Here is a 22,496-nt window from a genome sequence, read left to right as displayed (position 1 = left end):
CGGCGTCTTCCCCTGCACGGAGTCCTTCTCGCATGTTCCAACTCATCAACGGGCCGCAGACGCTGGGCGCCAGCCGCGTCTTCTGGCTTCCCTTCCTCGCCGTGCTGGTCCTGGTGCTCGCGTACCCGGCCGTCGCCGATTCCTACGACGTCGGCAACATGGCCTACCTGCTGACCTGGACCTTCATGGCCATGGGCCTGTGCCTGGTCTGGGGCTACGGCGGCATGCTGTCCTTCGGCCAGACCTTCTTCTTCGGCGTGGCCGGCTACGGCTACGGCGTGCTGGCCACCAACCTGGGCGGCGAGTCGGGCACCACCTTCCTCGCGCTGGCGCTGGCCCTCGGCCTGGCCGCGCTGGCGGCGGCGGTGCTCGGCTACTTCATGATCTGGGGCCGCGTGGGCGGCGTGTTCTTCGGCATCGTCACCTTGTCGGCCACGCTGGTGCTGGCCTTCTTCCTCGGCCAGACGGCCGGGCCCGAATGGCACATCGGCAATGCGCGGCTCAACGGCTTCAACGGCATGAAGGACATGGCGCCGCTGAACATCCCGTGGTTCGGCGGCGAGCCGCTGTTCTTCGAGGGCGTGGCGCTGTACTACCTGGTGGTGGCGCTGATCCTCGTGGTCTACCTGGGCCTGCGCATCCTGCTGAACTCGCGCTTCGGCAACGTGGTGGTGGCGGTGCGCGAGGATCCGCAGCGCGCCGAGCTGCTCGGCTACGACGTGCGCAAGTACCAGCTCGCCACCTTCGTGATCGGCTCCGCGCTGGCGGGCCTGAGCGGCGTGCTCTACACCTCCTGGGGCCAGTTCATCACGCCCGCGAGCATCGGCCTGCCGGCCGCGGCGATGCCGATCGTCTGGGTCGCGTTCTCGGGCCGCGGCGACATCACGGCCACGCTGGTCGGTTCGTTCCTGGTGCTCTGGGCCTTCCAGGCGCTGACGGTCTACAGCCAGCAGGCGGCGCTGCTGCTGATGGGCGCGATGCTGCTGTGCACCGTGATGGTGGCGCCGCAGGGCTTCGTGATCGGCGTGGCGAACGTGGCGCGGCGGCTGTTCGCGCGGCGCGGTGCCACCAAGCCCGCGGCGCCGTCGAAGCTGCCCGAAGCCACGACCGCGGAGGTGCGCGCATGAGCGATGTCCTGTTGCAGACCCACGGCCTGTCGAAGCGCTTCGGCGGCCATGCGGCGGTGTCGGAGGTCGACCTCTCGGTGCGCTGCGGCGAGATCCATTGCCTGATCGGGCCCAACGGCGCGGGCAAGAGCACGCTGTTCAAGCTGATCGTCGGCACCCACGAAGCGAGCGAGGGCCGCATCGAGTTCCAGGGCCGCGAGGTGACCGGCGAGCGGCCCTACCAGCGCGTGCAGCAGGGCATGAGCATCAAGATGCAGGCGCCCAGCGTGTTCCGCGAGCTGCCGGTGCGGCAGAACATCCACATCGCGCTGCAGCACCATGCGCGGCTGGCCGAGCTGCGGCGCGAGGAGGACCGGCTGCTCGAGCTGCTGGACCTCGCGGCCGATGCCGACAAGCCCGCGGGCGAGCTGGCGCACGGCCAGCAGCAGTGGCTGGAGATCGGCATGGCGCTGGCGCTCAAGCCGGTGCTGCTGCTGATGGACGAGCCCACGGCCGGGCTGTCGCCCGAGGAGACCTTCAAGACCGGCGAGCTGATCCAGAAGCTCAATGCCGAGGGCATGACGGTGCTGGTGGTCGAGCACGACATGGCCTTCATCCGCCAGATCGCGCAGCGCGTGACCGTGCTGCACTTCGGCAAGGTGTTCGCCGAGGGCTCGATCGCCGAGGTGATCGCCGATCCGCGCGTGGCCGAGATCTACCTGGGGAAGACGCATGAACACCACTGAGACCGTGCTCGAGATCCGCGGCCTGCAGGCCGGCTATGGCGCCACGCCGATCCTCCAGGGCGTCGACCTGGCGGTGGGCAAGGGCGAGATCGTGGCGCTGATCGGGCGCAACGGCGTGGGCAAGACCACCACCATGCGCTGCCTGATGGGCCTGCTGCGCACGCGCGGCGGCGGCATCCGCTTCCTGGGGCGCGACATCGAGACGCTGTCCAGCGATGCGCGCGCGCGGCTGGGCATCGGCTATGTCCCGCAGGGGCGCGAGGTGTTCCCGCGCATGACGGTGGCCGAGAACCTGATGGTGGGCGAACTGATCGGCGGCCCGCGCGGCCGCAAGCAGCCCGAGCTGGTCTACCAGTACTTCCCGCGCCTGGCCGAGCGGCGCGACCAGCTCGCGGGCACCATGTCGGGCGGCGAGCAGCAGCAGCTCGCCATCGGCCGCGCGCTGGTGGGCAACCCGGCGCTGATGCTGCTCGACGAACCCTCGGAGGGCATCCAGCCCTCGATCGTGCAGCTGATCTGCGACGTGCTGCGCGCGATCCGCCGCGACCTCGGCACCACCATCCTGTTCGTCGAGCAGAACCTCGACACCATCCTCGACGTGGGCGAGCGCGCCTACGTGATGGAGAAGGGCCGCATCGTCGGGCGCATCGAGCCCGGCGCCATGAACGCGCAGGCGGTGCGCGAGCACCTCTCGCTGTGAAGCAACCCACAAGGAGACCCATTCCATGAGCTGGCTCGAACGATCGATCATGCAGACGCGCGGCGAGGGCCGTGCGCGCAGCGTGGCCACCCACGAACTCACCGAGGCGAAGCAGGGCACCTACCACTTCACCATCGGTCCCTACACCCAGCCCGTGCTGACGGTGAAGCCCGGCGACCGCATCGTGGTCGAGACGCGCGATGCCTTCGACGGCAAGGTCAGGACCGAGCAGGACCTGCCCTCGAAGGTGCTGACCATGCCCTTCGTCAACCCGCAGAACGGTCCGATCATGGTCGAGGGCGCCGAGCCCGGCGACGCGATCGCGGTGCACATCGAATCGATGGCGCCGCGCGGTCCGAATCCGCGCGGCACCTGCTGCATGATCCCGGACTTCGGCGCGCTGAGCGGCACCGCCTTCACCGCGCTGCTGAACCAGCCGCTGCCCGAGACCGTGCGCAAGATCGACGTGGACGAGGAGGGCGTGTACTGGAGCAAGCGCGTCACGCTGCCGTACCGCCCGCACATCGGCACCCTCAGCTGCTCGCCCGAGCTCGATTCCATCAACAGCCTCACGCCCGACCAGCACGGCGGCAACATGGACCTGCCCGACATGGGCCCGGGCAGCATCACCTACCTGCCGGTGCGCACGCCGGGCGGGCGGCTGTTCATCGGCGACGCCCATGCCTGCCAGGGCGACGGCGAGGTCTGCGGCACCGCGGTCGAGTACCCGAGCCTCACGACCATCCGCGTCGACCTGATCAAGGGCTGGAAGCTCGAGTGGCCGCGGCTGGAGACCGAGGCCATGATCATGGCCATCGGCAGCGCCCGCCCGCTCGAGGACGCCACCCGCATCGCCTACAAGGAACTGGTGCTGTGGATGGAGGCCGAGTACGGCTACGACCGCTGGGACGCCTACATGATGCTGAGCCAGTGCGGCAAGGTGCGGCTGGGCAACTTCGTGGATCCGAAGTACACGGTGGGGGCGGGGATCTCGAAGGAGTATCTGGCGCCCTGAGTCCCCTCAGGCCGCGGGCCTGGCGCGCCGCTTCGGCGCCATCGTCGCGGCCGCGCGCCGCACCGCCTCGGCGAACTCGGCGAGGATCGGCGGGCGCTCCATGCCGTCGCGGCGGAAGAACAGGCCGAAGGACGGCAGGCTCACCTTCGGCGCGATGGCGAGCCGGCGCACGCCGCCGCGCGCGATCTCGTCGATCGCATGCTCCAGCCGCACCGCGCACAGCAGCGACGGATCGCGGCGCAGCACCGCGCCGACCGTGACCGACGACAGGGCCTCGACGACCGGCATCGGCGGCGTCGCGCCGTCGTTGAGGAAGGCCGTCATGAAGGCCTGACGCACCAGCGTCTCGCGTGGCGGCAATACCCAGGAGGATTGGGCCAGGTCGGCCCAGCGCAGCTTGCGCCGGGCGCCGTCGTCCTGGTCGCCGCGCGCGGTGGAGGCGAGCACGCAGAGCTCGTCCTCGAGCAGCACCACGGGCTCGAGCCGCGGCGCGATGTCGCTCGCTGACAGCTCGGGCGTGATGGCGCCGAAGACGCAGTCGAGCTCGCCCTCGAGCAGCCGCTCGATCAGTTCGTGGACGCGGCCCTCGCGCAGCAGCACGGCGGTGCCCGGCAGCCGCCGGCGCAGCTCGGCGATGGCGGCCGGAATGGTGGCGGTGACGGAGGGCGCGCCGACCCGCAGCACCGCCGCGGCGCCGCCCTGCAGCGCGTCGACGTCCTCGGTGGCACGCGAGAGTTCGTTGAGCACCGCCCGCGCGCGGAACACCGCGCTCGCGCCCAGCGCGTTGGCGTGAATGCCCTGGTGGCTGCGCTCGAACAGCCGCGCGCCGAAGCAGCCCTCGATCTCGCCGAGCATCTTGCTGATCGCGGGCTGGCTCAGGTGCAGCCGCGCCGCCGCGCCGCGCATGGTGGCGGTCTCGGAGAGCGCGGCGAGCAGTTCGAGGTGCCTCAGGCGAAGCTTGCGCACGAGATGGTGGGTCTTGGCGTCCATGGGCGGTCCCGGTGTCGGAGGCGATAGCTGATCGTGATCGCTCCCTCACGATTATCGAATTTTCAAGAATAGGGGAAGGGGATAAGGTCCGGGCCGATGAATACCGAGACAACGACAGAGACAACCGGTCCGGCGGCACCGCTTTCGGGCGTACGCGTGATCGACATGGGACAGTACATCGCCGGCCCGGGCGCGGCGATGGTGCTGGCCGAGCTGGGCGCCGAGGTGGTGAAGATCGAGCCGATCGCGGGCGACCAGGCGCGCCACATCGGGCGCTACGGCGAGTCGATGATCCGGGCCTACAGCCGCGGCAAGCGCTCGATCGCGCTCGACCTCAAGAGCGAGGCCGGGTGCGCGGTCGCGTGGCGGCTGATCGAGGGCAGCGACGTGCTGATCCAGAACCTGCGCCCGGGCGCGGTGGAAGCCCTGGGCTTCGGGCCGGAGCCGGTGCGCGAGCGCTTCCCGAGGCTGATCTACCTCTCGATCTCGGGCTTCGGCAACCGCGGGCCCTCGAGCGCGCGTCCCGGCTACGACGTGGCCGCGCAGGCCGAGAGCGGGCTGATGTCGGTGACGGGCGAGCCGGACCGGCTGCCCCAGAAGGTGGGCGTGCCGGTCATCGACGCGGCCGCGGGGCACCTGGGCGCGCAGGCGGTGCTGGCGGCGCTCTATGGGCGCACGCGCACCGGCCGGGGCGAGACGCTGCGCACCTCGCTGCTCGAGGTGGCGCTGCACCTGCAGGCCACCACCTGGTGCGACTACCTGGGCGGCGCGCCCGAGCCGACGCGCATCGGCGACGGCCAGCCGAACAACGCGCCGGCCGCGGAGGTGGTGCCCACGCGCGACGGACACATCGTGCTGTCGGCCTATGCGGACGAGCACTGGGCGCGCTTCTGCCGCGTCGTGGGGCGCGAGGCGCTCGCGGACGATCCGCGCTTTCGCAGCAACGCGCTGCGCGTGCGGCATCGCACCGAACTGCGCGCGGTGCTGCGCGAATGCCTGTCCGCGTTCACGAGCGAGGAGTGCGTGGCGCTGCTGAGCCGCAACCAGATCGTCGTCGGCGCGGTGCGCAGCTACCGGCAGGTGCTCGACAGCGAGGACGTGCAGGCCAGCGGCATGCTGGTCGACGCGGTCGCGGCCGACGGCAGCCGCTACCCCTCGCTGGCGCTGCCCTACAGCCTGGGCGACGCCCCGCGCGCCCGGCCGCGCGCCGCGTCCGCCTGCGGCGCCGACACCGACGAGGTGCTGGGCGCGCTGGGCTTCGGCGCGCAGGAAATCGCCGAGCTGCGCCGCGACGGCGCCGTGGCCTGAGCGCCGGATGAGAGAGGAAAACGCCATGGACACGTTCACGCAAGAAGGCGAAGCCGCCGTCGTCCAGACGCTGCCGCTGTTCGAGATGATGCGCATGCGCGCCGCGACCACCGCGCGCCGCCATCCGCGGCTGGGCTTCGCCGCGACGGAGCCCGGCACCGGGATGCGCTGGGTCAACCAGTTCACCCACACGCACCGCCGCCTGGGGCCGGAGGACCGGGAGGTGGTGAGCCCGAACAACGACACCGTCTACAGCAACGCCTGGCTCGATCTTTCCGAGGGACCGGTGGTCATCGAGTCGCCCGACATGGGCGAGCGCTACTGGACGCTGGGGCTGCTCGATGCCTGGACCAACCCCTTCGCCTACGTGGGGCGGCGCACCACCGGCAACCGGGCGCAGCGCACGCTGGTCCATGGACCGGGCTGGCGCGGCACCGTGCCCGCGGGCGTCACGCACACGATCCGCGCGGCCGGCGACGACGTCTGGCTGATCGGCCGCATCCTCGTGGAGGACGACGGCGCCGATGCCGAGCGCGTGCGCGCGCTGCAGGCGGGCTTGCGGCTCGTGCGACTCGATGGCACCGACGCGGCGATGCGCGTGGACACCGTGCTCGACGGCCGCGACACGCGCATTCCCGCGCCCGACCTGTATCGCCAGGTCGTGGACGCCGCGCTGCGGCGCAATCCGGTGCCCGAGGGCGAGCGGCTCGCATGGCCGCCCGCGGCCGGTGCGCTCGAGGCCGCGCTGCCGGCCGTCTACGAAGGCCTGCGCAACGCCGGCCAGCCGCACGACCTGGGCGGCGGCTGGGCCATCCCGGTCACGGTGCGTACGCACTGGGGCGACGATCTGCTGACGCGCTCCCGCATCGCGCGCAACTTCATCGGTGCGCTCGGCATCGACGAGGCGATGTACCCGACGGCGGAGGTCGACGCGTGGGGCGAGCCGCTCGATGGATCGCGGCGCTACGAGCTGCGCTTCGCGCCGGGGCGGGCCCCGAAGGTGGGCGCCTTCTGGTCGCTCACGATGTACCGTCGCAGCGACTGCCTGTTCGTGGCCAACCCGATCGCGCGCTACTCGATCGGCGACCGCACGCCGGGCCTGCGCCACGAGGCCGACGGCAGCCTCGCGATCCGGCTGCAGGCCGACGATCCGGGGCCGGGCGCGAACTGGCTGCCGGCGCCGCGCGACGAGCGCTTCTATGTCGTGCTGCGGCTCTACCAGCCGCATGCCGACCACCTGGCGCTGCGCTTCGACTATCCGCCGATCCGGCAGGCCTGAGACGCGACGAACGAACACACTTAGAAAAATGGAGACGACACGCATGACGACCCTGAACCGCCGCCATCTTCTCGCCGCGGCCGCCGGCCTGGCGCTGCCCTGGAGCGCGCCGGCTTCCGCGCAGGCCTGGCCCGCGCGGCCGATCCGCATGATCTCGCCCTACGGCGCGGGTGGCTCCAACGACATCCTCACGCGCGTGCTCGGCGACTTCCTCGGGCGCCGGCTGGGCCAGGGCATCGTGGTCGAGAACAAGGCGGGCGCGGGCACGCGCATCGCCAACGACTTCGTGGCCAAGGCGCCGCCCGACGGCTACACGCTGCTGCATGCGGCCGCGCCGATCGCCATCGGCGAGGCGCTGTACAAGGACCTGCCGTACGACGTGCACAGGAGCTTCGCCGCCATCGCCAGCACCGCGATCGCCCCGCTGTTCCTGGTGGTCAATGCCCAGGCGCCATATCGCACGCTGGCGGAATTCGTGAAGCATGCGAAGGCGCAGCCCGGTGGCGCCACCTTCGGCTCGCCGGGCGCGGGCTCCGCGCCGCACCTGACGGCCGAGCTGCTGCTGCGCGCCGCGGGCGCCAAGGGCGTGGTGGTGCAGTACCGCGGCGACGCACCGGCCTACACCGAGCTGCTGGCCGGGCGCATCGACGCCACGCTGACCGCCATCTCGACCGCGGTGCCGCACATCCAGGCCGGCAAGCTGCGGGTGCTGGGCGTGGCCAACGAGGAGCGTTCGCCGCTGTACCTCGACGCGCCCACGCTGCGCGAGCAGGGCCTGCCCTCGGTCGTGGGCTACGGCTGGTACGGCATGCTGGCGCCCGCGGGCACGCCGGCGGCGGTGGTCGAGCGGCTCAATGCCGAGATCAACGCGGCAGTGGCCGACGCGGACGTGCGCCGCAAGGCCGAGGCGGCGGGACTGCAACTGCGTGGCGGCAGCGCCGCCGAGTTCAGCGCGTTCATCGGCAGCGAGACGCGCAAGTGGGCCCAGATCATCAAGGCCGCGAACATCACGGCCGAGTGAAAAGGCCCTAGACGATCCCGTCGAACATCATCACGTCGACCTCGTCGCCCGCGGCCACCGGGCCCTGGTCGTGGTGCAGCACCACGAGTCCGTTGGCCTCGACCATCGAACTGAGCACGCCCGAGCCCTGGTTGCCCGCCACCCGCACCTCGGGCAGCGCGCCGGGCACCGACTGCACGAAGCCGCGCTGGTACTCGGTGCGGCCCGGCTTCTTGCGGATCGGCCCGAGGCTGCGCGCGCGCAGCAGCGGCGGGTGTGCGGCGGCCGCGGCATGGCAGCCCATCATGCGCAGCAGCGCGGGCCGCACGAAGGCGAGGAAGGTGACCATCACGGCCACGGGATTGCCGGGCAGGCCGAACAGCACGGCCGATTCGTGGCCCTGGGGCTCGCGCGGGATCAGACCCACGGCCATCGGCCGGCCCGGACGCATCGCGACGCGCCAGAAGGCAATGTCGCCGAGCTGCTGCATCACGTCGCGCGTGTGGTCGGCCGCGCCGGCGCTGACGCCGCCGCTGGTGACGATGGCATCGGCTTCGCGCGCCGCGCGCTGCACGGCGGCCGCCAGCGAGGCGGGATCGTCGCGCACCAGGCCGAGATCGATGACCTCGCAGCCCAGCCGCTCGAGCAGGGCGGTGACGGTGTAGCGGTTGCTGTCGTAGACCGCGCCCTCGCGCGGCGCGTCGCCGACCTCGAGGATCTCGTCGCCGGTCGACAGGCAGGCCACGCGCAGCCGCCGCAGCACCGGCACGCCGGTCAGGCCCAGGCTCGCGACCATGCCGAGCGCGGCCGGCGACAGCCGCTGGCCGCGGCGCAGCGCGGGCTGGCCCTGCATCAGGTCCTCGCCCGTGAGGCGCCGGTTGTCGCCGCGGCGCACCACGCGCGCGGGGAAGCTCAGGCGATCGTCCTCGACGCGGCAGAACTCCTGCGGGATCACGGTGTCGAGCCCGGCGGGCATGACGGCGCCGGTCATGATGCGCACCGCGTCGCCCGCGGCCAGCGCGCCGCGCCAGGTGGCACCGGCCAGCGCGGTACCGACGATGCGCAGCGAGACCGAGGCATCGCTGGGCGCGTCGTCGCGCAGCAGCGCGCCGTCGAAGGCGAAGCCGTCCATGGCGGAGTTGTCGTGCGGCGGCACGCTGACGGGCGAGACGATGTCCTCGGCCAGCACCCGGCCGAGCGCCTGGCGCAGGCCGAGCTGCTCGCGCTGCGCGACGACGGCGCCCTCGACCAGCCGCTCGATGAAGCCGCGCACGCCGTCGACGCCGAGGTCCTGGGGGTCGTGGCAGGCAAGGCCGGCGGCGATGTCGGCGATGCGGCCCATCGGTGCGCTCATCCGCCGATGTAGCTCATCTCGACGCGTCGCTGCGCCTGGGCGCCGCCGTCGTCGGGGCCGCGCAGCGCGCGCAGTTCCGAGTAGCGGTCGGCGCGGCCCTGCCAGACATGGCCGATGGCCGAGGCGATCTCCTCGTCGCTGGCGCCGCCGCGCAGCAGCGGGCGCAGGTCGTGGCCGGCGCTCGCGAACAGGCACAGGTAGAGCTTGCCCTCGGTCGACAGCCGCGCGCGGCTGCAGTTGCGGCAGAAGGCCTGCGTGACGCTGCTGATGACGCCGATCTCGCCGCGGCCGTCGGCATAGGCCCAGCGCTGGGCGGTCTCGCCGGCCACGCTGGCCTCGAGCGGGCGCAGCGGGAATTCGGCGCCGATGCGCGCGACGACCTCGGCCGAGGGCAGCACCTCGTCCATGCGCCAGCCGTTGGTGGCGCCGACGTCCATGTACTCGATGAAGCGCAGCACGACCCGGCCGTCGAGCCGGTCGCGGAAGTGGCGCGCCATCGGCAGGATCTCCTGCTCGTTGGTGCCGCGCTTGACCACCATGTTGACCTTGATCGGGCCCAGGCCCGCGGCATGCGCGGCCTCGATGCCGGCGAGCACGTCGGCGACGGGAAAGTCGACGTCGTTCATGTGGCGGAACACGGCGTCGTCGAGGCTGTCGAGGCTGACGGTCACGCGCTGCAGGCCGGCGGCCTTGAGCGCGGCGGCCTTGCGCTTGAGCAGCGAGCCGTTGGTGGTGAGGGTGAGCTCGAGCGGTTCGCCCGCGGGCGTGCGCAGCGCGGCCAGTTGCTCGATCAGGCCCTCGATGTTCTTGCGCAGCAGCGGCTCGCCGCCGGTCAGCCGGATCTTGCGCACGCCGTGCGCGGCGAACTGGCGCGCCAGCCGCGTGATCTCCTCGAAGCTCAGCAGCGCGCTGTGCGGCAGGTACTGGTAGTCCTTGTCGAACACGTCCTTCGGCATGCAGTAGCTGCAGCGGAAGTTGCAGCGGTCGGTCACGCTGATGCGCAGGTCGGTCAGCGGCCGGCCCAGGCGGTCGTGCAGCGCGCCGGTGGCGGGCAGCGCGATCCCGGGCACGGCGAGGGCCGCGCGCTGGCGGCCGATCTCGGCGATCGGGATGACGGTGCTGTGGCTGCTGCGGTTGTTCATGGGGCGGAAGCTCCGATTTTGCGCCATGGGCCAAGGGCCCGTGCCGCGCAGGCTACTGGATCGCGCCGCCGCGGACCTTGCCCGCGGTCAAGCTTCGGCGATTCGGGCCCGGTTCAGCCGCGGCAGAGCTTGAGGTTGGTGCGGGTGGCGCGCACCACGGGCAGGTAGATCTCGGCGTCGGCCGGCGGGTACTCCTCCTGGATCTTCTCGTCGCTCTTGCCCGCGCTCTCGGCCAGCGGCGCCAGGGTCTGCAGGCAGGCGGCGCGGTCGCCGAGCTTGTACTGGGTCAGCGCGAGATCGTTGCGCATCCAGCCCTTGCTGATCCAGTCCAGGGTCTTGTCGCATTCGGTGAGCACCGGCGCCAGCGTGGTGAGGGCGGCGGCGTAGTCGCGCGCGTCGTAGCGGCGCTTGAAGCCCTGGCGCGAGGCGGCCACGGCGCGGTCGGTGCAGGCCGGGGCCGGCCGCGTGTAGGTGCCCTCGAAGGTGGCGCGGGCGCCGCAGTTGTCGCGGCACTGGTCGGCGCCGTTGGTGCCGACCTTGACGGTGCCGCCGTCGACGCTGAAGTTCACCACGCAGCTCGAGTCGTCGAGCTTCGCCGTGCCGCGCGCCAGCGTGCCGTCGAGGGCACAGGTGTGGGCGTTGGCGCCGATGGTGGTGATGTCGAAGTGGCCGTTGGGCTTGATGCGCAGCGCACCGTTGCCGCCCTGGTAGATGTATTCGCCGGGCGGCGGCGAGGCGAACTCGGCGCGAACGAGGCCGGCGGCGGCGAGCGCGAGCACGGGAAGGAGGCGGACGAAGGGCAGGGGGCGTGGAGCGTTCATCGGGCGTTCTTTGCGCAGGCGGCGACGGCTCGGCCAGTGTATCGGCCGCCCCCCGCCTGGCGGGTTCTCGCCATTCCCATGCAGCCTGTCTGGACATAGACAATGCGAACAATTATCATTTGTGCGCCTGAGTACGTAGCGAATGGACGACGCAAAGGGCTTCTTTCAACCAGGAGCTTTGTCATCGTGCCCTACGTTCTTCCCGCCTTGCCCTATGCCTTCGACGCGCTCGAGCCCCATATCGACGCGCAGACGATGGAAATCCACCACGGCAAGCACCACCAGACCTACGTCAACAACCTCAATGCCGCGCTGAAGGACACGCCGCACGAAGGCCAGCCGGTCGAGGCGCTGATCGCCGGCGTCGAGCAACTGCCCGAAGCCCTGCGCGCGCCGGTGCGCAACAACGGCGGCGGCCACGCCAACCACGGCCTGTTCTGGACCGTGATGGCGCCCGTGGGCCAGGGCGGCGGCGGTGCACCCGAAGGCGAGCTCGCCAAGGCCATCGATGCCGACCTCGGCGGCTTCGAGGCCTTCAAGGAAGCCTTCACCAAGGCCGCGCTCACGCGCTTCGGCAGCGGCTGGGCCTGGCTCACGGTCACGCCCGCCGGCAAGCTGGCGGTGGAGAGCAGCGGCAACCAGGACAGCCCGCTGATGCGCGGCATCGGCTCGGGCAACGTGCCGATCCTCGGGCTCGACGTGTGGGAGCACGCCTACTACCTCAAGTACCAGAACCGTCGCCCCGAATACATCGCGGCCTTCTACAACGTCGTGAACTGGGCCGAGGTGGCCCGTCGTCATGCCGCGGCGCTGCGCGGCGGAAATTCCGGCGCATGAACCCCGACAGCTCCGAGCAACCGGCAGCGGCTCCCGCCATGCACGGCCCGCGTCCCGCCCGCAGCGCGCGCGAATGGCTCGGGCTGGCGATCGTGGCGGCCGGCGCGGTCGTCGTGGTGGCGCACTTCTGGCGTTTCGTGACCGCCGACCCGGTGGTCTGGAACGCGTTCCTCGGCGGCTCGGTGGCGGCCTTCGCCACGGCGCTGGGCACCACGCCGGTGATCTTCTCGCAGCGCCTGCCCGACCGCGTGCAGGACACGCTGTTCGGCTTCGGCGCCGGCGTGATGCTCGCGGCCTGCGCCTTCTCGCTGATCATTCCGGGCCTCGCGGCGGCCAAGTCGATCGGCGTCTTCGGCGGCGGCGACTGGGCCGCCGGCGGCGTGATCGGCGGCGCGATCCTGCTCGGCGGCATCGCGCTGATGGTGATGGACCGCGTGCTGCCGCACGAGCATTTCATCAAGGGCCGCGAAGGGCAGGCGGCGCGCCAGATCCGGCGCACCTGGCTGTTCGTTTTCGCGATCGCGCTGCACAACGTGCCCGAGGGGCTGGCGATCGGCGTCGGCTACGCCGCCAACAATGGGCTGCGCGCCGACGCGCTGGCCACCGGCATCGCGATCCAGGACGTGCCCGAGGGCCTGGTGGTGGCGGTGGCGCTGCTGGCCGCGGGCTACAGCCGCACTTTCGCCGTGCTGATCGGCATGGCCTCGGGCCTGGTCGAGCCGTTGGGTGCGGTGCTCGGCGCGGCCGTGGTCGGCCATTCGGCGATGCTGCTGCCCTGGGGCCTGGGCTTCGCGGCGGGCGCGATGCTGTTCGTGATCAGCCACGAGATTATTCCGGAATCGCACCGCAAGGGGCACGAGGCCTTCGCCACCGGCGGGCTGATGGTCGGCTTCGTGCTGATGATGCTGCTCGACACGGCGCTGGGCTGAGCCGCTTCGGCGCGCAAGAAAAAAAACGCGGCGGGCCTGGCGGTCCGCCGCGTTTTTTCCTGAAGGGAGGCGATCTCAGCCGTGCTTCACCGCCACCGTCTTCAGCGTGGTGAAGCCGTACAGCGCCTCGAAACCCTTCTCGCGGCCGTAGCCCGAGGACTTGACGCCGCCGAAGGGCAGCTCGACGCCGCCGCCGGCGCCGTAGTTGTTGATGAACACCTGGCCGCTGCGCACGCGCTTGGCCATGCGGAACTGGCGCGCGCCGTTCTCGGTCCAGATGCCGGCGACCAGGCCGAACTGGGTGGCGTTGGCGAGCGCCACCGCTTCGTCTTCATCGGCGAAGGCCATGGCGGCGAGCACCGGGCCGAACACTTCCTCCTGCGCGAGGCGGTGGGTCACCGGCACGTCGCGCAGCAGCGTGGGCGCCTGGTAGAAGCCGGTCTCGGGCGCTTCGTCGACCACGATGCCCTGCGCCACCATCGGGATGCCGGCCACCTGCGCGTCGCTGAGGAAGTCCCACACGCGCTGCTGCTGGGTCTGTCGGATCAGCGGGCCGACATCGAGGTCCATCGCGGCCGGGCCCACGCGCAGTGCCTCGAAGGCATGGCCCAGGCGTTCGAGCAGCGGTTCGTAGATGGCCCGCTCGACCAGCACGCGCGAGCCGGCCGAGCAGGTCTGGCCGGCGTTCTGCACGATGGCGTTGATCAGCACCGGGATCGCGGCGTCGAGGTTGGCGTCGGCGAAGATGATCTGCGGGCTCTTGCCGCCGAGCTCGAGCGTGACCGGGCAATGGCGCTCGGCCGCCACCTGCTGGATCAAGGTGCCGATCTTCGGGCTGCCGGTGAAGCTGATGTGGTCGATGCCCTCGTGGCGCGCGAGCGCGTCGCCCACCTCGTGGCCGTAGCCCGTGACGATGTTGAGCGCGCCGGCCGGGAAGCCGACCTCGGCCGCGAGCTGGGCCACGCGGATCAGCGACAGGCAGGCGTCCTCGGCCGGCTTGACCACGCAGACGTTGCCGGCCGCGAGCGCGCCGCCCACGCTGCGCCCGAAGATCTGCATCGGGTAGTTCCACGGGATCACGTGGCCGGTCACGCCGTGCGGCTCGCGCCAGGTGAAGACGCTGTAGCCGTCCTGGTAGGGGATGGTCTCGCCGTGCAGCTTGTCGCAGGCACCGGCATAGAACTCGAAGTAGCGCACCAGCGCGAGCGCATCGGCGCGCGCCTGCTTCACCGGCTTGCCGCAGTCGCGCTGCTCGATGGCCGCGAGCTCGTCGACGTGTTCGGCGATCTTCTGCGAGAGCTTGAACAGCAGCCGGCCGCGGTCGGCCGCGCTGACCTTGTGCCACACGCCCTCGAAGCAGTCGCGCGCGGCGCGCACCGCGCTGTCGATGTCGGCGGCATTGCTGCGCTGGATTTCGTCGTAGGGCTGGCCGTCGGAAGGGTCGATGACGGGGAGGGTGCGGCCGGAGGCCGAGGGAACGTCGGCGTTGGCGATGAAGTTGAGCTGCATGGGCCGGGATTCTGCGCGAAGCGGCGAAACCCCGCGCGGCGGTCAGCGCCCGGCCGCGGCCCTGGGCAGCGCCTTCACCGCATCGAGCATGCGCTCGACATGCTTGTCGGGATTGAGGTTCTGGTAGTAGGAGGCGACCTTGCCGTCGGGCGCGATCACGTACGACAGCCGGTTTGCGAAGTCGGGCCGGGTCTGCATCACCGCATCGAAGGACTGGATCACGCTCTTCGACTCGTCGGAGGCCACCGGAAAGCGGCTCTGGCAGGACTTGACCGAGAACTTCGACAGCGTGTCGATGTCGTCGGCCGAGACGCCGATCACCGTCGCGCCCAGGGCCGCGAACTGGTCGATGGCCTCGGCGAAGGCATGGGCCTCGATCGAGCACTCGTTCGAGTCGGCGGCCGGAAAGAAGTACAGCACCACCGGGCCCTTGGCGAGCGCATCGGCCAGCGAGTAGCGGAAGGTCTTGCCGCCGAGCGCGGCGGTGGCGGTGAAGCGGGGCGCGGGGTCGCCGATGTCGAGCGCGGCGTGGGCGGGTGCGCAGAGCGCCGCCGCGGCCAGGGTGAGGGTTCCGAATGCCGCGCGCGAGAAGGTCGGAAGTTGCATGGCGGTGTGCTCCGGTCGCTGTGGGGGCGGATTCTAGGACGATGCCGCCGCCGAAACCGGCGTGGCGTGCGCGCCGTACCCGCTGCAGGGGCCGCGCTCGAAAAGAGGGAAGATGCGGTCCCGGGGAGCGCGCTCATCGCGCCGATGGCGGGGAAGGACGGAAGAAATGACGAATGCCTGGATCCGGCGCGCGCTGCGCCTCGTGTACGCCCTCGGCGTGGCCGCGGCGCTCGCCGCCTGCGGTGCGCTGCCGCCCGCGCGCGAACGGCCCGCCGAGCATGCCGCGGCCTTCGATCCCTCGACCCGGCTGGCGAGGATCGCCGAGGCCTCGACGCCGCCCGGCGAGCACTCGGGCTTCCGGCTGATGCCGCTGGGCGTGTATTCGCTCGACGCGCGCATCCAGCTCGCGCAGCGGGCCCAGCGTTCGCTCGTGGTGCAGTACTACCAGCTCGAGAACGACGCCACCGGCCGGCTGCTGCTGCGTTCGCTGCGCGAGGCCGCCGCGCGCGGCGTGCAGGTGCGCCTGCTGGTCGACGACCTCTACACCATGAAGAGCCAGCAACTGCTGCTGGCGCTGGCCGCCGTGCCCAACGTGCAGGTGCGGCTGTTCAACCCCTTCTGCTGCGGGCGCGGCGGCGGGTTGCTGTCGCGCTTCGCGGCCTCGCCGCTGGAGATCGCGCGGCTCAACCACCGCATGCACAACAAGCTGTTCATCGCCGACGGCGCGATGGCCGTGGTGGGCGGGCGCAACATCGCCGACGAGTACTTCGTGCTCAGCGAGGCGCAGAACTTCATCGACATGGATGCGCTGGTGGTCGGCAAGGTGGTGCCGCAGCTCGAATCGATCTTCGACACCTACTGGAACAGCCGGCAGGTCTGGCCCGTGGCCGAGATCGTGACGGGCGAGGGTGGCCGTGCGCCGGCGGCCGCCGATTTCGACGCCTGGATCGGCATGGCCGCGCCGCCGCCGAGGATCGTGCTGCCGCCGGTCGACATCCTCGGCTACGGGCCGATCGCCGAGGAGCTCGACGCGGGCCGCATGGGCCTCTTGTGGGGCGAGGCGCGGGCCATCGCCGATCCGCCGACCAAGCCGACCACCATGACCGCCGAGGAGGCCATCGCCACCAGCGTGACGATGAAGGTCTGGACCCTGATGCTCGACGCGCAGAGCGAGGTCGACCTGACCTCGCCCTACCTGGTGCCGGGCGAGCGCGGCATGGCGGCCTTCGAGGAGCTCACGAAGCGCAAGGTCAAGCTCACGCTGCTGACCAACTCGCTGGCCGCCAACGACGAGCCGCTGGTGCACACCGGCTACGTGCGCTATCGCGAGCGGCTGCTGCGCAGCGGTGCCGACGTCTACGAGCTGAGCCCCAAGCGCACCAGCGCGGGCGAGCGCTTCGGCATGTTCGGAAAGTCGCTGGGCCGGCTGCATGCCAAGACCGCGGCCATCGACAAGCGCCGCATCTTCATCGGCTCGATGAACCTCGACCCGCGCTCGGCCAGCCAGAACACCGAGATGGGCGTGGTGGCCGACAGCCCGCAGCTCGCGCGCGAGATGCTGCGCGTGATCAACATCAGCAAGCTGCAGAACTCCTACCGGCTGCGGCTGGCCAAGGGCACGGGCACCCTGGAATGGCTCACGACCGATGGCGAGAAGGAGCTGATCCTGACCGCCGAGCCCGAGTCGGATTTCTTCCAGCGCTTCTACAACATGCTGATCGCCCCGATCGTGCCCGAGATGCTGCTGTAGCCTCGGGGGATGGCGCAGACCTTCACGTCCCTTTCCGCCCCGCAGGTGATGCTGTGGGGGCTGCTGTTCTTCGGCGGCATCTACCTCGGCTTTGGCGCGCTCAATGCCCTGCTGACCCGGCGCGTGCTGCCGGCGCTGGGCATCGGCCGGGTGCTCGACCCGCGGCCGCTGCAGCCCGGGCAACTGCGGCGCGAGCTCACGCAGTCGGGCATCTCGGTGCTGATCTTCGGGCTCGGCATGGTGTTTCCCTGGGGTCTGCTGCAGCTGGGCTGGGCGGGGCTCGATCCCGATGCGGGCTGGCGCCAGGTCGTGGCCGAGATCGTGGTGCTCGCGCTGTGGAACGACGTGCATTTCTGGCTCAACCACCGGCTGCTGCACACGCGCTGGCTGCGGCGCTTCCACGGGCCGCACCACCGTTCCTTCGTGACCACGCCCTGGGCCACCTACAGCTTCCATCCGCTGGAGGCCGCGATGCTCGGCAACGTGATCCTGCTGCCGATGGTGCTGCACGACTTCAGCTTCTGGTCGCTGGCCTCGGTGCCGGTGTTCAGCCTGTTCTTCAACAGCGTCGGGCATTCGAACTACGACTTCTTCCCGCGCGTGTCGTACAGCCACTGGTTCGCGGCCAGCCGGCGCCATCACCTGCACCACGCCTGCCACAACGGCAACTACGGCTTCCAGTTCACCTTCATGGACCGGCTGTTCGGCACCCGCATCGCGGCCGACGCGGCCGAGCCGTTGTTCCGGGGCTTTCGCGACAGGCAGCGCGGCCGTGCGGCCACGCACGATGGCAGGCCGGCCTGAGATGCCGCGGCTGCGTCACTGGCGCGACTGGCAGAGCCTGTTCTATCTGGCGGCCTTGCCGGCGCTCGCCGCCTGGCAATGGGTGCATGGGTTCAGCCTCTGGCTCTATGCGCCGATGCTGTTCCTCACGCTCGGCGTCGGCGTGATCCACCACAACCACGTGCACCTGCGCATGTGGCGCGGCCGGCGCATGAACCGGTTGACCGACTTCTGGATCACGCTGCTGCAGGGCCATCCGACCTTCGTGTTCTGGCCCGCGCACGTGGCGAACCATCACCGCCATCGCCATGGCCCGAAGGACGTGGCGCGCACCTACCGCTTCGGCGGCGACACCAACCACCTGCGCGGCTACCTGCTGCATCCGTTCCAGGCGGTGTGGGTGCTGTTCCCGCTGTTCATCGCGTGGCTGGGGCGGCTGTATCGCCATCGGCGCGGGGCCTGGCGCTACTGCATGGCGCAGTACGCGCTGTGGCTCGCGAGCTGGGCCGTGCTGCTCGCGCTCGACTGGCGCAAGGCGCTGGTGTTCGTGATCCTGCCGCAACTGCACGGCCTGCATTGGCTGCTGGCCACCAACTATCTACAGCATGCGCATGCCGACGGGCGCCGGCCCGAACGAGGGGCGCGCGGCGATACCCCGGGTACCCCGCTGAACTACGCGCGCAATTTCGAGGGCTGGGTCAATCCGCTGCTGTTCAACATCGGGCTCCACACGGCGCACCACGAGAACCCGCATGCCCATTGGTCCGAGCTCACGCATCTGCATCGCACGCATTACCGCGCGCGGGTCGATCCGTCGCTCAACGAGGGCGGGCTGGTGCCGTACATGGCGCGCGTGTTCGTGCTCGGCGCGCTCTGGCCGCGATGGCGCAGCCGACCGCTGATGCCGGGCGATTCCTTCACTTCCTGACACATGCCAGTTCCCTTCCAACGCGTCTACCTCGAAAGCGCCGGCTACTTCATGCCGGGCGACCCCGTGCCCAACGAGCGCATGGACGACTTCATCGCGCCGCTCAACCGGATGTCCGAGCGCATCAAGCGCCGCATCCTGGCCGAGAACGGCATCCGCACGCGCCACTACGCGATCGATGCCGAAGGCGCGACGCGCCACACCAACGCGCAGATGGCGGCCGGCGCGATCCGCGACTGCCTGCGCCGCGGCGGCGCCGAGCTGTCGCGCGTGTCGCTCTTGGCCAGCGGCTCCTCGGGCGGCGACACGCTGATGCCCGGCTTCGCCAACATGATCCAGGGCGAGCTCGCCGCGGCGCCGATGGAGACGCTCGCGGTGCACGGCATCTGCGCGGCCGGCGTGTCGGCGATCCAGGCCGCGGCGCAGGGCATCGAGCTGGGCGCGCACCGTTCGGCGCTTGCGGTGGCCAGCGAGATGCCCTCGCGGCTGTTCAAGCGCTCGCGTTTCGCGGCGCGCGGCTACGAGACCGACTTCGACTCGCACTTCCTGCGCTGGATGCTGTCGGACGGCGCCGGGGCGCTGCTGCTGTCCGATGGCGCGCCCGCGCTGGCCGGCTCGCCGGGCCTGCGGCTGCGCCTGAAGTGGGTGCACCAGCGCTCGTTCTCGGGCGACTACCCGGTCTGCATGCAGCTGGGCCTGACCGAGGACCGCGCGCGCGGCCACCTCGACTTCGCCTCCTGGTCCGAGGCCGAGGCGGCCGGTGCGCTGTCGCTGCGCCAGGACATCCGGCTGCTGCCGCACCTGTTCGACATCGGCATTCACGAGTACGCGGGGCTGGTGCGCAACGGCTGGGTCGATCCGAAGCGCGTCGACCATTTCCTCTGCCACTACTCGTCTGAGAAGTTCATCCCGGTGGTCGAGGACCTGATGGCCAAGGCCGAGCTGTCGATCCCGCGCGAGCGCTGGTGGAGCAACCTCGCCTGGCGCGGCAACACCGGGGCGGCGTCGATCCTGGTGATGCTGGCCGAGTTCCTCCACACCCGCGCGCTGAAGCCCGGCGAGCAGGTCTTCTGCTACGTGCCGGAGTCGGGGCGCTTCATGGCGGCCTACATGCTGTTCGAGGTGGAAGCGGTGGAGGCGTCGCCCGTGACGGTGGCGCCGCGCGCCGCTGCAGCCACGGCCGACGACGAGCTCGTGATCGCGCCGCCGCACGACCCGGCCGCCGCGCCCGAGGGCCTGGGCGCGCTGCTGACCGAGCTGGCCGCGATCTGGCACGACTACCGCTCGCGCGTCTGGCGCACGCCGCTCGTGCGGCAGATCCGCGAGCGCCGCTTCGCCGTGCCCGACTACCTGAACTGGATGGAGCAGTGGGTGCCGCAGGTGCGCGAAGGCAGCCTCTGGATGCGCGAGGGCGCGGCCTCGCTGAGCGAGCCGTACCAGGCGCTGTCGTCGTTGATCGGCGTGCACGCGGGCGAGGAGCAGAACGACTTCCAGATCCTGTTCAGCGACTACCGCAAGGCCGGCGGTACGGTCGAGCGCATCGAGGACCTGCGCCGCAACCCGGGCGGCGAGGCGCTCAACGCCTACCTGCATGCGCTGGCCGCCACGCGCGACCCGATCGGCCTGCTGGGCGCGATCTACATCATCGAGGGCACGGGCCAGCGCATCGTGCCGGCGCTGCTGCCGCTGCTCAAGGCCAGCCTGCGGCTGCCGCCCGATGCCTTCCGCTTCCTCGAATACCACGGCCACAACGACGAGAACCACCTGAACCGCTGGCTGCTCGCGGTCGAGATGGTGATGGCCGTCGAGGGCCAGGCCCGCGCCGCGCGCCAGATCGCCGACACGGCGCGCCACACGGCCGCCCTCTACCTGATGCAGTTCCAGCACATCACCGAGCGGATTTCCCATGCGAACGCCTGAATTCCTGGCCCGCGGGCACGACGAGCGCGACCCCAGCCCCTGGCTGGCGCTCTACCTCGACCAGAGCACGCCGCTGCCCGACGAGGTCAAGGCGGCCTGGCTCGCCGATTCGAGCTCGGGCTCGCGGCAGTACCTGCTGCCATTCCTGCGGCCGATCGCGCGCGCCACCATCGTCCTGATCCAGGTGGTGAAGGTGTTCGTCCCGCGCAACTGGTCGCACTCGCGGCTGCTGCACCGCATCCTGGCCTGGGGGTTGCGGCATTTCGTGTCGCCCGAGGCCAACTGGCTGATCCTGCGGCACTTCCACCTGGGCTCGCAGGTGCTGGCCTTCATCGGGCGCAATTCGCCGGCGCCGGTCGCCACTTCGCCGCTGGAGCCGCCGGACATCGAGGCGCTGAAGGACGACATGTTCCTCAAGCACGACCTCAACCTGTTCAATTTCGTGATCCGGCTGAACCAGGCGCTGCGCGACCGCGGGCTGGCGCTGGGCAAGGCGGAGGCACCCGATTTCTCGATGATCCGGGAGCCCGCGTTGCGGCTGGAAGACATGCCGCGCGGCCGGCTCAACTTCCTGGACCTGCAAAGCGCCATCGAGCTGTTCACGCCGCTCTACCAGCTGATGCTGACCGACAACGACTTCTGGCGCGCCGCCAACTCGCTGCAACTGGATGAAACCATCGGCATCTATGCCGCCACCATCCTCGCGGCGCCCGAGCACCTGATCCTGGTCAACAACAAGCACCCGCTGGTGCCGTTGTCGACCCTGCGGGCCGGGCACCGGTTGGTGATCCATGGCCTCTCGACCGAAATGCTGCACAGCCTGCTGCAGCGCATGAAGGCCGCAAGGCACGGCGAAGGCGGCGAATCCGGCTTCGTCCCGGCCGGGGAAGGGGCTTCGGCCGACACCCCGCCACTTGCATAGGGGTATGCTGTCCCCAGATGCAGACCATGAACACGACCCACACTCCGTCCCCCAAGACCGATCTGTCGGTGACCCATGTGCTGGCCCAGTTGCTCGAGCGGCTGGATCACAGCAAGGTGCCCGTCGGTGCCGAGCAGTACCGCTCGGTGGTCGCGCACCTGGTGCACGAGTTCGAAGACGTCGAATCGGGCGCCGACCTCAGTCGCCTGCTCGATGCCTATCCGGCCGCCGCCGAGGTGTACGAGAACCTCAATTACCAGCACGCCGGCCTGTGCCGCTCCGCGCTCGACGCCTCGCTGGCGGCCGAGACCCGCGCCAGGGAAGCGATTGCGCGCGCCATGCGCCGCCCCGAACCGAAGAAGAAGGAAGAAACCGATGGCCAAGGCTGAGGTGAAGACTGCCGTCCTGGAAGACGGCCTGCGCTACAAGTCGAAGACGCCGGGGTCCCCGTTCCGCGCCTCCGCGTCGTTCAGCGGCGCCACCATGTCGTGCTTCATGTGCGGCAAGCACCGCGTGCGCTCGCAACTGCGCACCCGCCAGGTGCTCGGCAAGTCCCAGACCGTCTGCGCGCCGTCCTGCAAGGCGCTCGACGAGGCGCTGGAAGCCGCCGCGGCCGCGCCGTCGTCGCCCGAATGACGCAACGCCCGCAAGGGCGTTATTCGGCGCGTCTCGTCTAGCACGGCGGGGCGACGCGTTGGCGACATGCCCGTGCGGGGATACCGTCGTCCGGCTTCCAAGTTGGCTGCAATAGTTATACAGTTAGAAACAATTGATGCATGTAATTGCATTGGTATAAAAGTTCTAATTTCAGGCCGACATCAGATGATTTGCAGCAAGGCAATGAATGCTTT

Annotated in this window: 22 protein-coding genes; 16 read left to right on the top strand and 6 right to left on the bottom strand. The window is 70.6% G+C overall.

Annotated elements, in window-relative coordinates:
- Nucleotides 1-32: 32 nt before the first annotated feature.
- Genes KV106_RS27570 through KV106_RS27555 form a run of 4 tightly spaced genes read left to right on the top strand, consistent with a single transcriptional unit; the run spans nucleotide 33 to nucleotide 3,567 of the window.
- Nucleotides 33-1,127: a branched-chain amino acid ABC transporter permease gene (locus KV106_RS27570; protein WP_261213866.1), complete on the top strand. Its 1,095-nt coding sequence runs from the start codon at nucleotides 33-35 to the stop codon at nucleotides 1,125-1,127.
- Nucleotides 1,124-1,852 carry an ABC transporter ATP-binding protein gene (locus tag KV106_RS27565; RefSeq protein WP_261213865.1) on the top strand — a complete coding sequence of 243 codons (729 nt, stop codon included), beginning with the start codon at nucleotides 1,124-1,126 and terminating at the stop codon, nucleotides 1,850-1,852. The genes KV106_RS27570 and KV106_RS27565 overlap by 4 nt, the downstream gene beginning before the upstream one ends.
- Nucleotides 1,839-2,552 carry an ABC transporter ATP-binding protein gene (locus tag KV106_RS27560; protein ID WP_261213864.1) on the top strand — a complete coding sequence of 238 codons (714 nt, stop codon included), beginning with the start codon at nucleotides 1,839-1,841 and terminating at the stop codon, nucleotides 2,550-2,552. Before KV106_RS27565 ends, KV106_RS27560 begins: the two co-directional genes overlap by 14 nt.
- A gap of 25 nt (nucleotides 2,553-2,577) precedes the next feature.
- A complete protein-coding gene (locus KV106_RS27555) occupies nucleotides 2,578-3,567 on the top strand; it encodes an acetamidase/formamidase family protein (protein WP_057592521.1) in 990 nt (329 codons plus the stop codon).
- Nucleotides 3,568-3,573: 6 nt separating this feature from the next.
- Here KV106_RS27555 and KV106_RS27550 read toward each other — a convergent pair whose 3' ends face one another.
- Nucleotides 3,574-4,557, bottom strand: a complete 984-nt coding sequence (locus tag KV106_RS27550; protein ID WP_261213861.1) for a LysR family transcriptional regulator — start codon at nucleotides 4,555-4,557, stop codon at nucleotides 3,574-3,576.
- A gap of 96 nt (nucleotides 4,558-4,653) precedes the next feature.
- Between KV106_RS27550 and KV106_RS27545 the strand changes: the two genes are divergently transcribed.
- The 3 genes from KV106_RS27545 to KV106_RS27535 are packed head-to-tail and all read left to right on the top strand — an operon-like array spanning nucleotide 4,654 to nucleotide 8,165.
- A complete protein-coding gene (locus tag KV106_RS27545) occupies nucleotides 4,654-5,865 on the top strand; it encodes a CaiB/BaiF CoA transferase family protein (RefSeq protein ID WP_261213859.1) in 1,212 nt (403 codons plus the stop codon).
- A gap of 25 nt (nucleotides 5,866-5,890) precedes the next feature.
- Nucleotides 5,891-7,144: a DUF1254 domain-containing protein gene (locus tag KV106_RS27540; RefSeq protein ID WP_261213857.1), complete on the top strand. Its 1,254-nt coding sequence runs from the start codon at nucleotides 5,891-5,893 to the stop codon at nucleotides 7,142-7,144.
- A gap of 43 nt (nucleotides 7,145-7,187) precedes the next feature.
- On the top strand, nucleotides 7,188-8,165 hold the full coding sequence (locus KV106_RS27535; RefSeq protein ID WP_261213855.1) for a Bug family tripartite tricarboxylate transporter substrate binding protein: 978 nt from the start codon (nucleotides 7,188-7,190) through the stop codon (nucleotides 8,163-8,165).
- A gap of 7 nt (nucleotides 8,166-8,172) precedes the next feature.
- Here the strand turns inward: KV106_RS27535 and moeA are convergent, their stop codons facing one another.
- The 3 genes from moeA to KV106_RS27520 all read right to left on the bottom strand — a co-directional run bounded on the left by moeA (nucleotide 8,173) and on the right by KV106_RS27520 (nucleotide 11,461).
- Entirely contained in the window at nucleotides 8,173-9,486 is a 1,314-nt protein-coding gene (gene moeA, locus KV106_RS27530; RefSeq protein WP_261213921.1) for a molybdopterin molybdotransferase MoeA, read from the bottom strand.
- 8 nt (nucleotides 9,487-9,494) lie between these two features.
- Nucleotides 9,495-10,640, bottom strand: coding sequence for a GTP 3',8-cyclase MoaA (moaA, locus tag KV106_RS27525; RefSeq protein WP_261213853.1), 1,146 nt, complete (start codon nucleotides 10,638-10,640; stop codon nucleotides 9,495-9,497).
- 113 nt (nucleotides 10,641-10,753) lie between these two features.
- Entirely contained in the window at nucleotides 10,754-11,461 is a 708-nt protein-coding gene (locus tag KV106_RS27520; RefSeq protein ID WP_261213851.1) for a hypothetical protein, read from the bottom strand.
- A gap of 186 nt (nucleotides 11,462-11,647) precedes the next feature.
- Between KV106_RS27520 and KV106_RS27515 the strand changes: the two genes are divergently transcribed.
- Together KV106_RS27515 and KV106_RS27510 are read left to right on the top strand one after the other, a co-directional pair.
- Nucleotides 11,648-12,298 carry a superoxide dismutase gene (locus KV106_RS27515; RefSeq protein ID WP_057592514.1) on the top strand — a complete coding sequence of 217 codons (651 nt, stop codon included), beginning with the start codon at nucleotides 11,648-11,650 and terminating at the stop codon, nucleotides 12,296-12,298.
- Nucleotides 12,299-12,336: 38 nt separating this feature from the next.
- Complete coding sequence (locus KV106_RS27510; protein WP_261213920.1) at nucleotides 12,337-13,227, top strand: ZIP family metal transporter; 891 nt, start codon at nucleotides 12,337-12,339, stop codon at nucleotides 13,225-13,227.
- 75 nt (nucleotides 13,228-13,302) lie between these two features.
- Here KV106_RS27510 and KV106_RS27505 read toward each other — a convergent pair whose 3' ends face one another.
- Both KV106_RS27505 and KV106_RS27500 read right to left on the bottom strand, forming a co-directional pair.
- A complete protein-coding gene (locus KV106_RS27505; RefSeq protein ID WP_261213849.1) occupies nucleotides 13,303-14,736 on the bottom strand; it encodes an aldehyde dehydrogenase family protein in 1,434 nt (477 codons plus the stop codon).
- A gap of 42 nt (nucleotides 14,737-14,778) precedes the next feature.
- Nucleotides 14,779-15,342, bottom strand: a complete 564-nt coding sequence (locus KV106_RS27500) for a peroxiredoxin (protein ID WP_261213847.1) — start codon at nucleotides 15,340-15,342, stop codon at nucleotides 14,779-14,781.
- 166 nt (nucleotides 15,343-15,508) lie between these two features.
- Between KV106_RS27500 and KV106_RS27495 the strand changes: the two genes are divergently transcribed.
- Genes KV106_RS27495 through KV106_RS27465 form a run of 7 tightly spaced genes read left to right on the top strand, consistent with a single transcriptional unit; the run spans nucleotide 15,509 to nucleotide 22,281 of the window.
- Nucleotides 15,509-17,092, top strand: a complete 1,584-nt coding sequence (locus tag KV106_RS27495) for a phospholipase D family protein (protein WP_261213845.1) — start codon at nucleotides 15,509-15,511, stop codon at nucleotides 17,090-17,092.
- A 9-nt stretch (nucleotides 17,093-17,101) separates the two neighbouring features.
- Nucleotides 17,102-17,896: a sterol desaturase family protein gene (locus tag KV106_RS27490; RefSeq protein ID WP_261213842.1), complete on the top strand. Its 795-nt coding sequence runs from the start codon at nucleotides 17,102-17,104 to the stop codon at nucleotides 17,894-17,896.
- Nucleotides 17,880-18,803, top strand: coding sequence for a fatty acid desaturase (locus KV106_RS27485; RefSeq protein WP_261213840.1), 924 nt, complete (start codon nucleotides 17,880-17,882; stop codon nucleotides 18,801-18,803). Before KV106_RS27490 ends, KV106_RS27485 begins: the two co-directional genes overlap by 17 nt.
- A 3-nt stretch (nucleotides 18,804-18,806) precedes the next feature.
- Nucleotides 18,807-20,723, top strand: coding sequence for an iron-containing redox enzyme family protein (locus KV106_RS27480; RefSeq protein WP_261213838.1), 1,917 nt, complete (start codon nucleotides 18,807-18,809; stop codon nucleotides 20,721-20,723).
- Nucleotides 20,710-21,645: a DUF6999 family protein gene (locus KV106_RS27475; protein WP_261213836.1), complete on the top strand. Its 936-nt coding sequence runs from the start codon at nucleotides 20,710-20,712 to the stop codon at nucleotides 21,643-21,645. The genes KV106_RS27480 and KV106_RS27475 overlap by 14 nt, the downstream gene beginning before the upstream one ends.
- Nucleotides 21,646-21,662: 17 nt before the next feature.
- Nucleotides 21,663-22,034 carry a hypothetical protein gene (locus KV106_RS27470; RefSeq protein ID WP_057592506.1) on the top strand — a complete coding sequence of 124 codons (372 nt, stop codon included), beginning with the start codon at nucleotides 21,663-21,665 and terminating at the stop codon, nucleotides 22,032-22,034.
- Nucleotides 22,021-22,281 carry a hypothetical protein gene (locus tag KV106_RS27465; protein WP_057592505.1) on the top strand — a complete coding sequence of 87 codons (261 nt, stop codon included), beginning with the start codon at nucleotides 22,021-22,023 and terminating at the stop codon, nucleotides 22,279-22,281. Before KV106_RS27470 ends, KV106_RS27465 begins: the two co-directional genes overlap by 14 nt.
- Nucleotides 22,282-22,496: the final 215 nt, after the last annotated feature.

This window comes from Variovorax endophyticus, assembly GCF_025376855.1.
GTDB lineage: Bacteria > Pseudomonadota > Gammaproteobacteria > Burkholderiales > Burkholderiaceae_C > Variovorax.
This window is presented reverse-complemented; position numbering and strand designations above follow the sequence as displayed.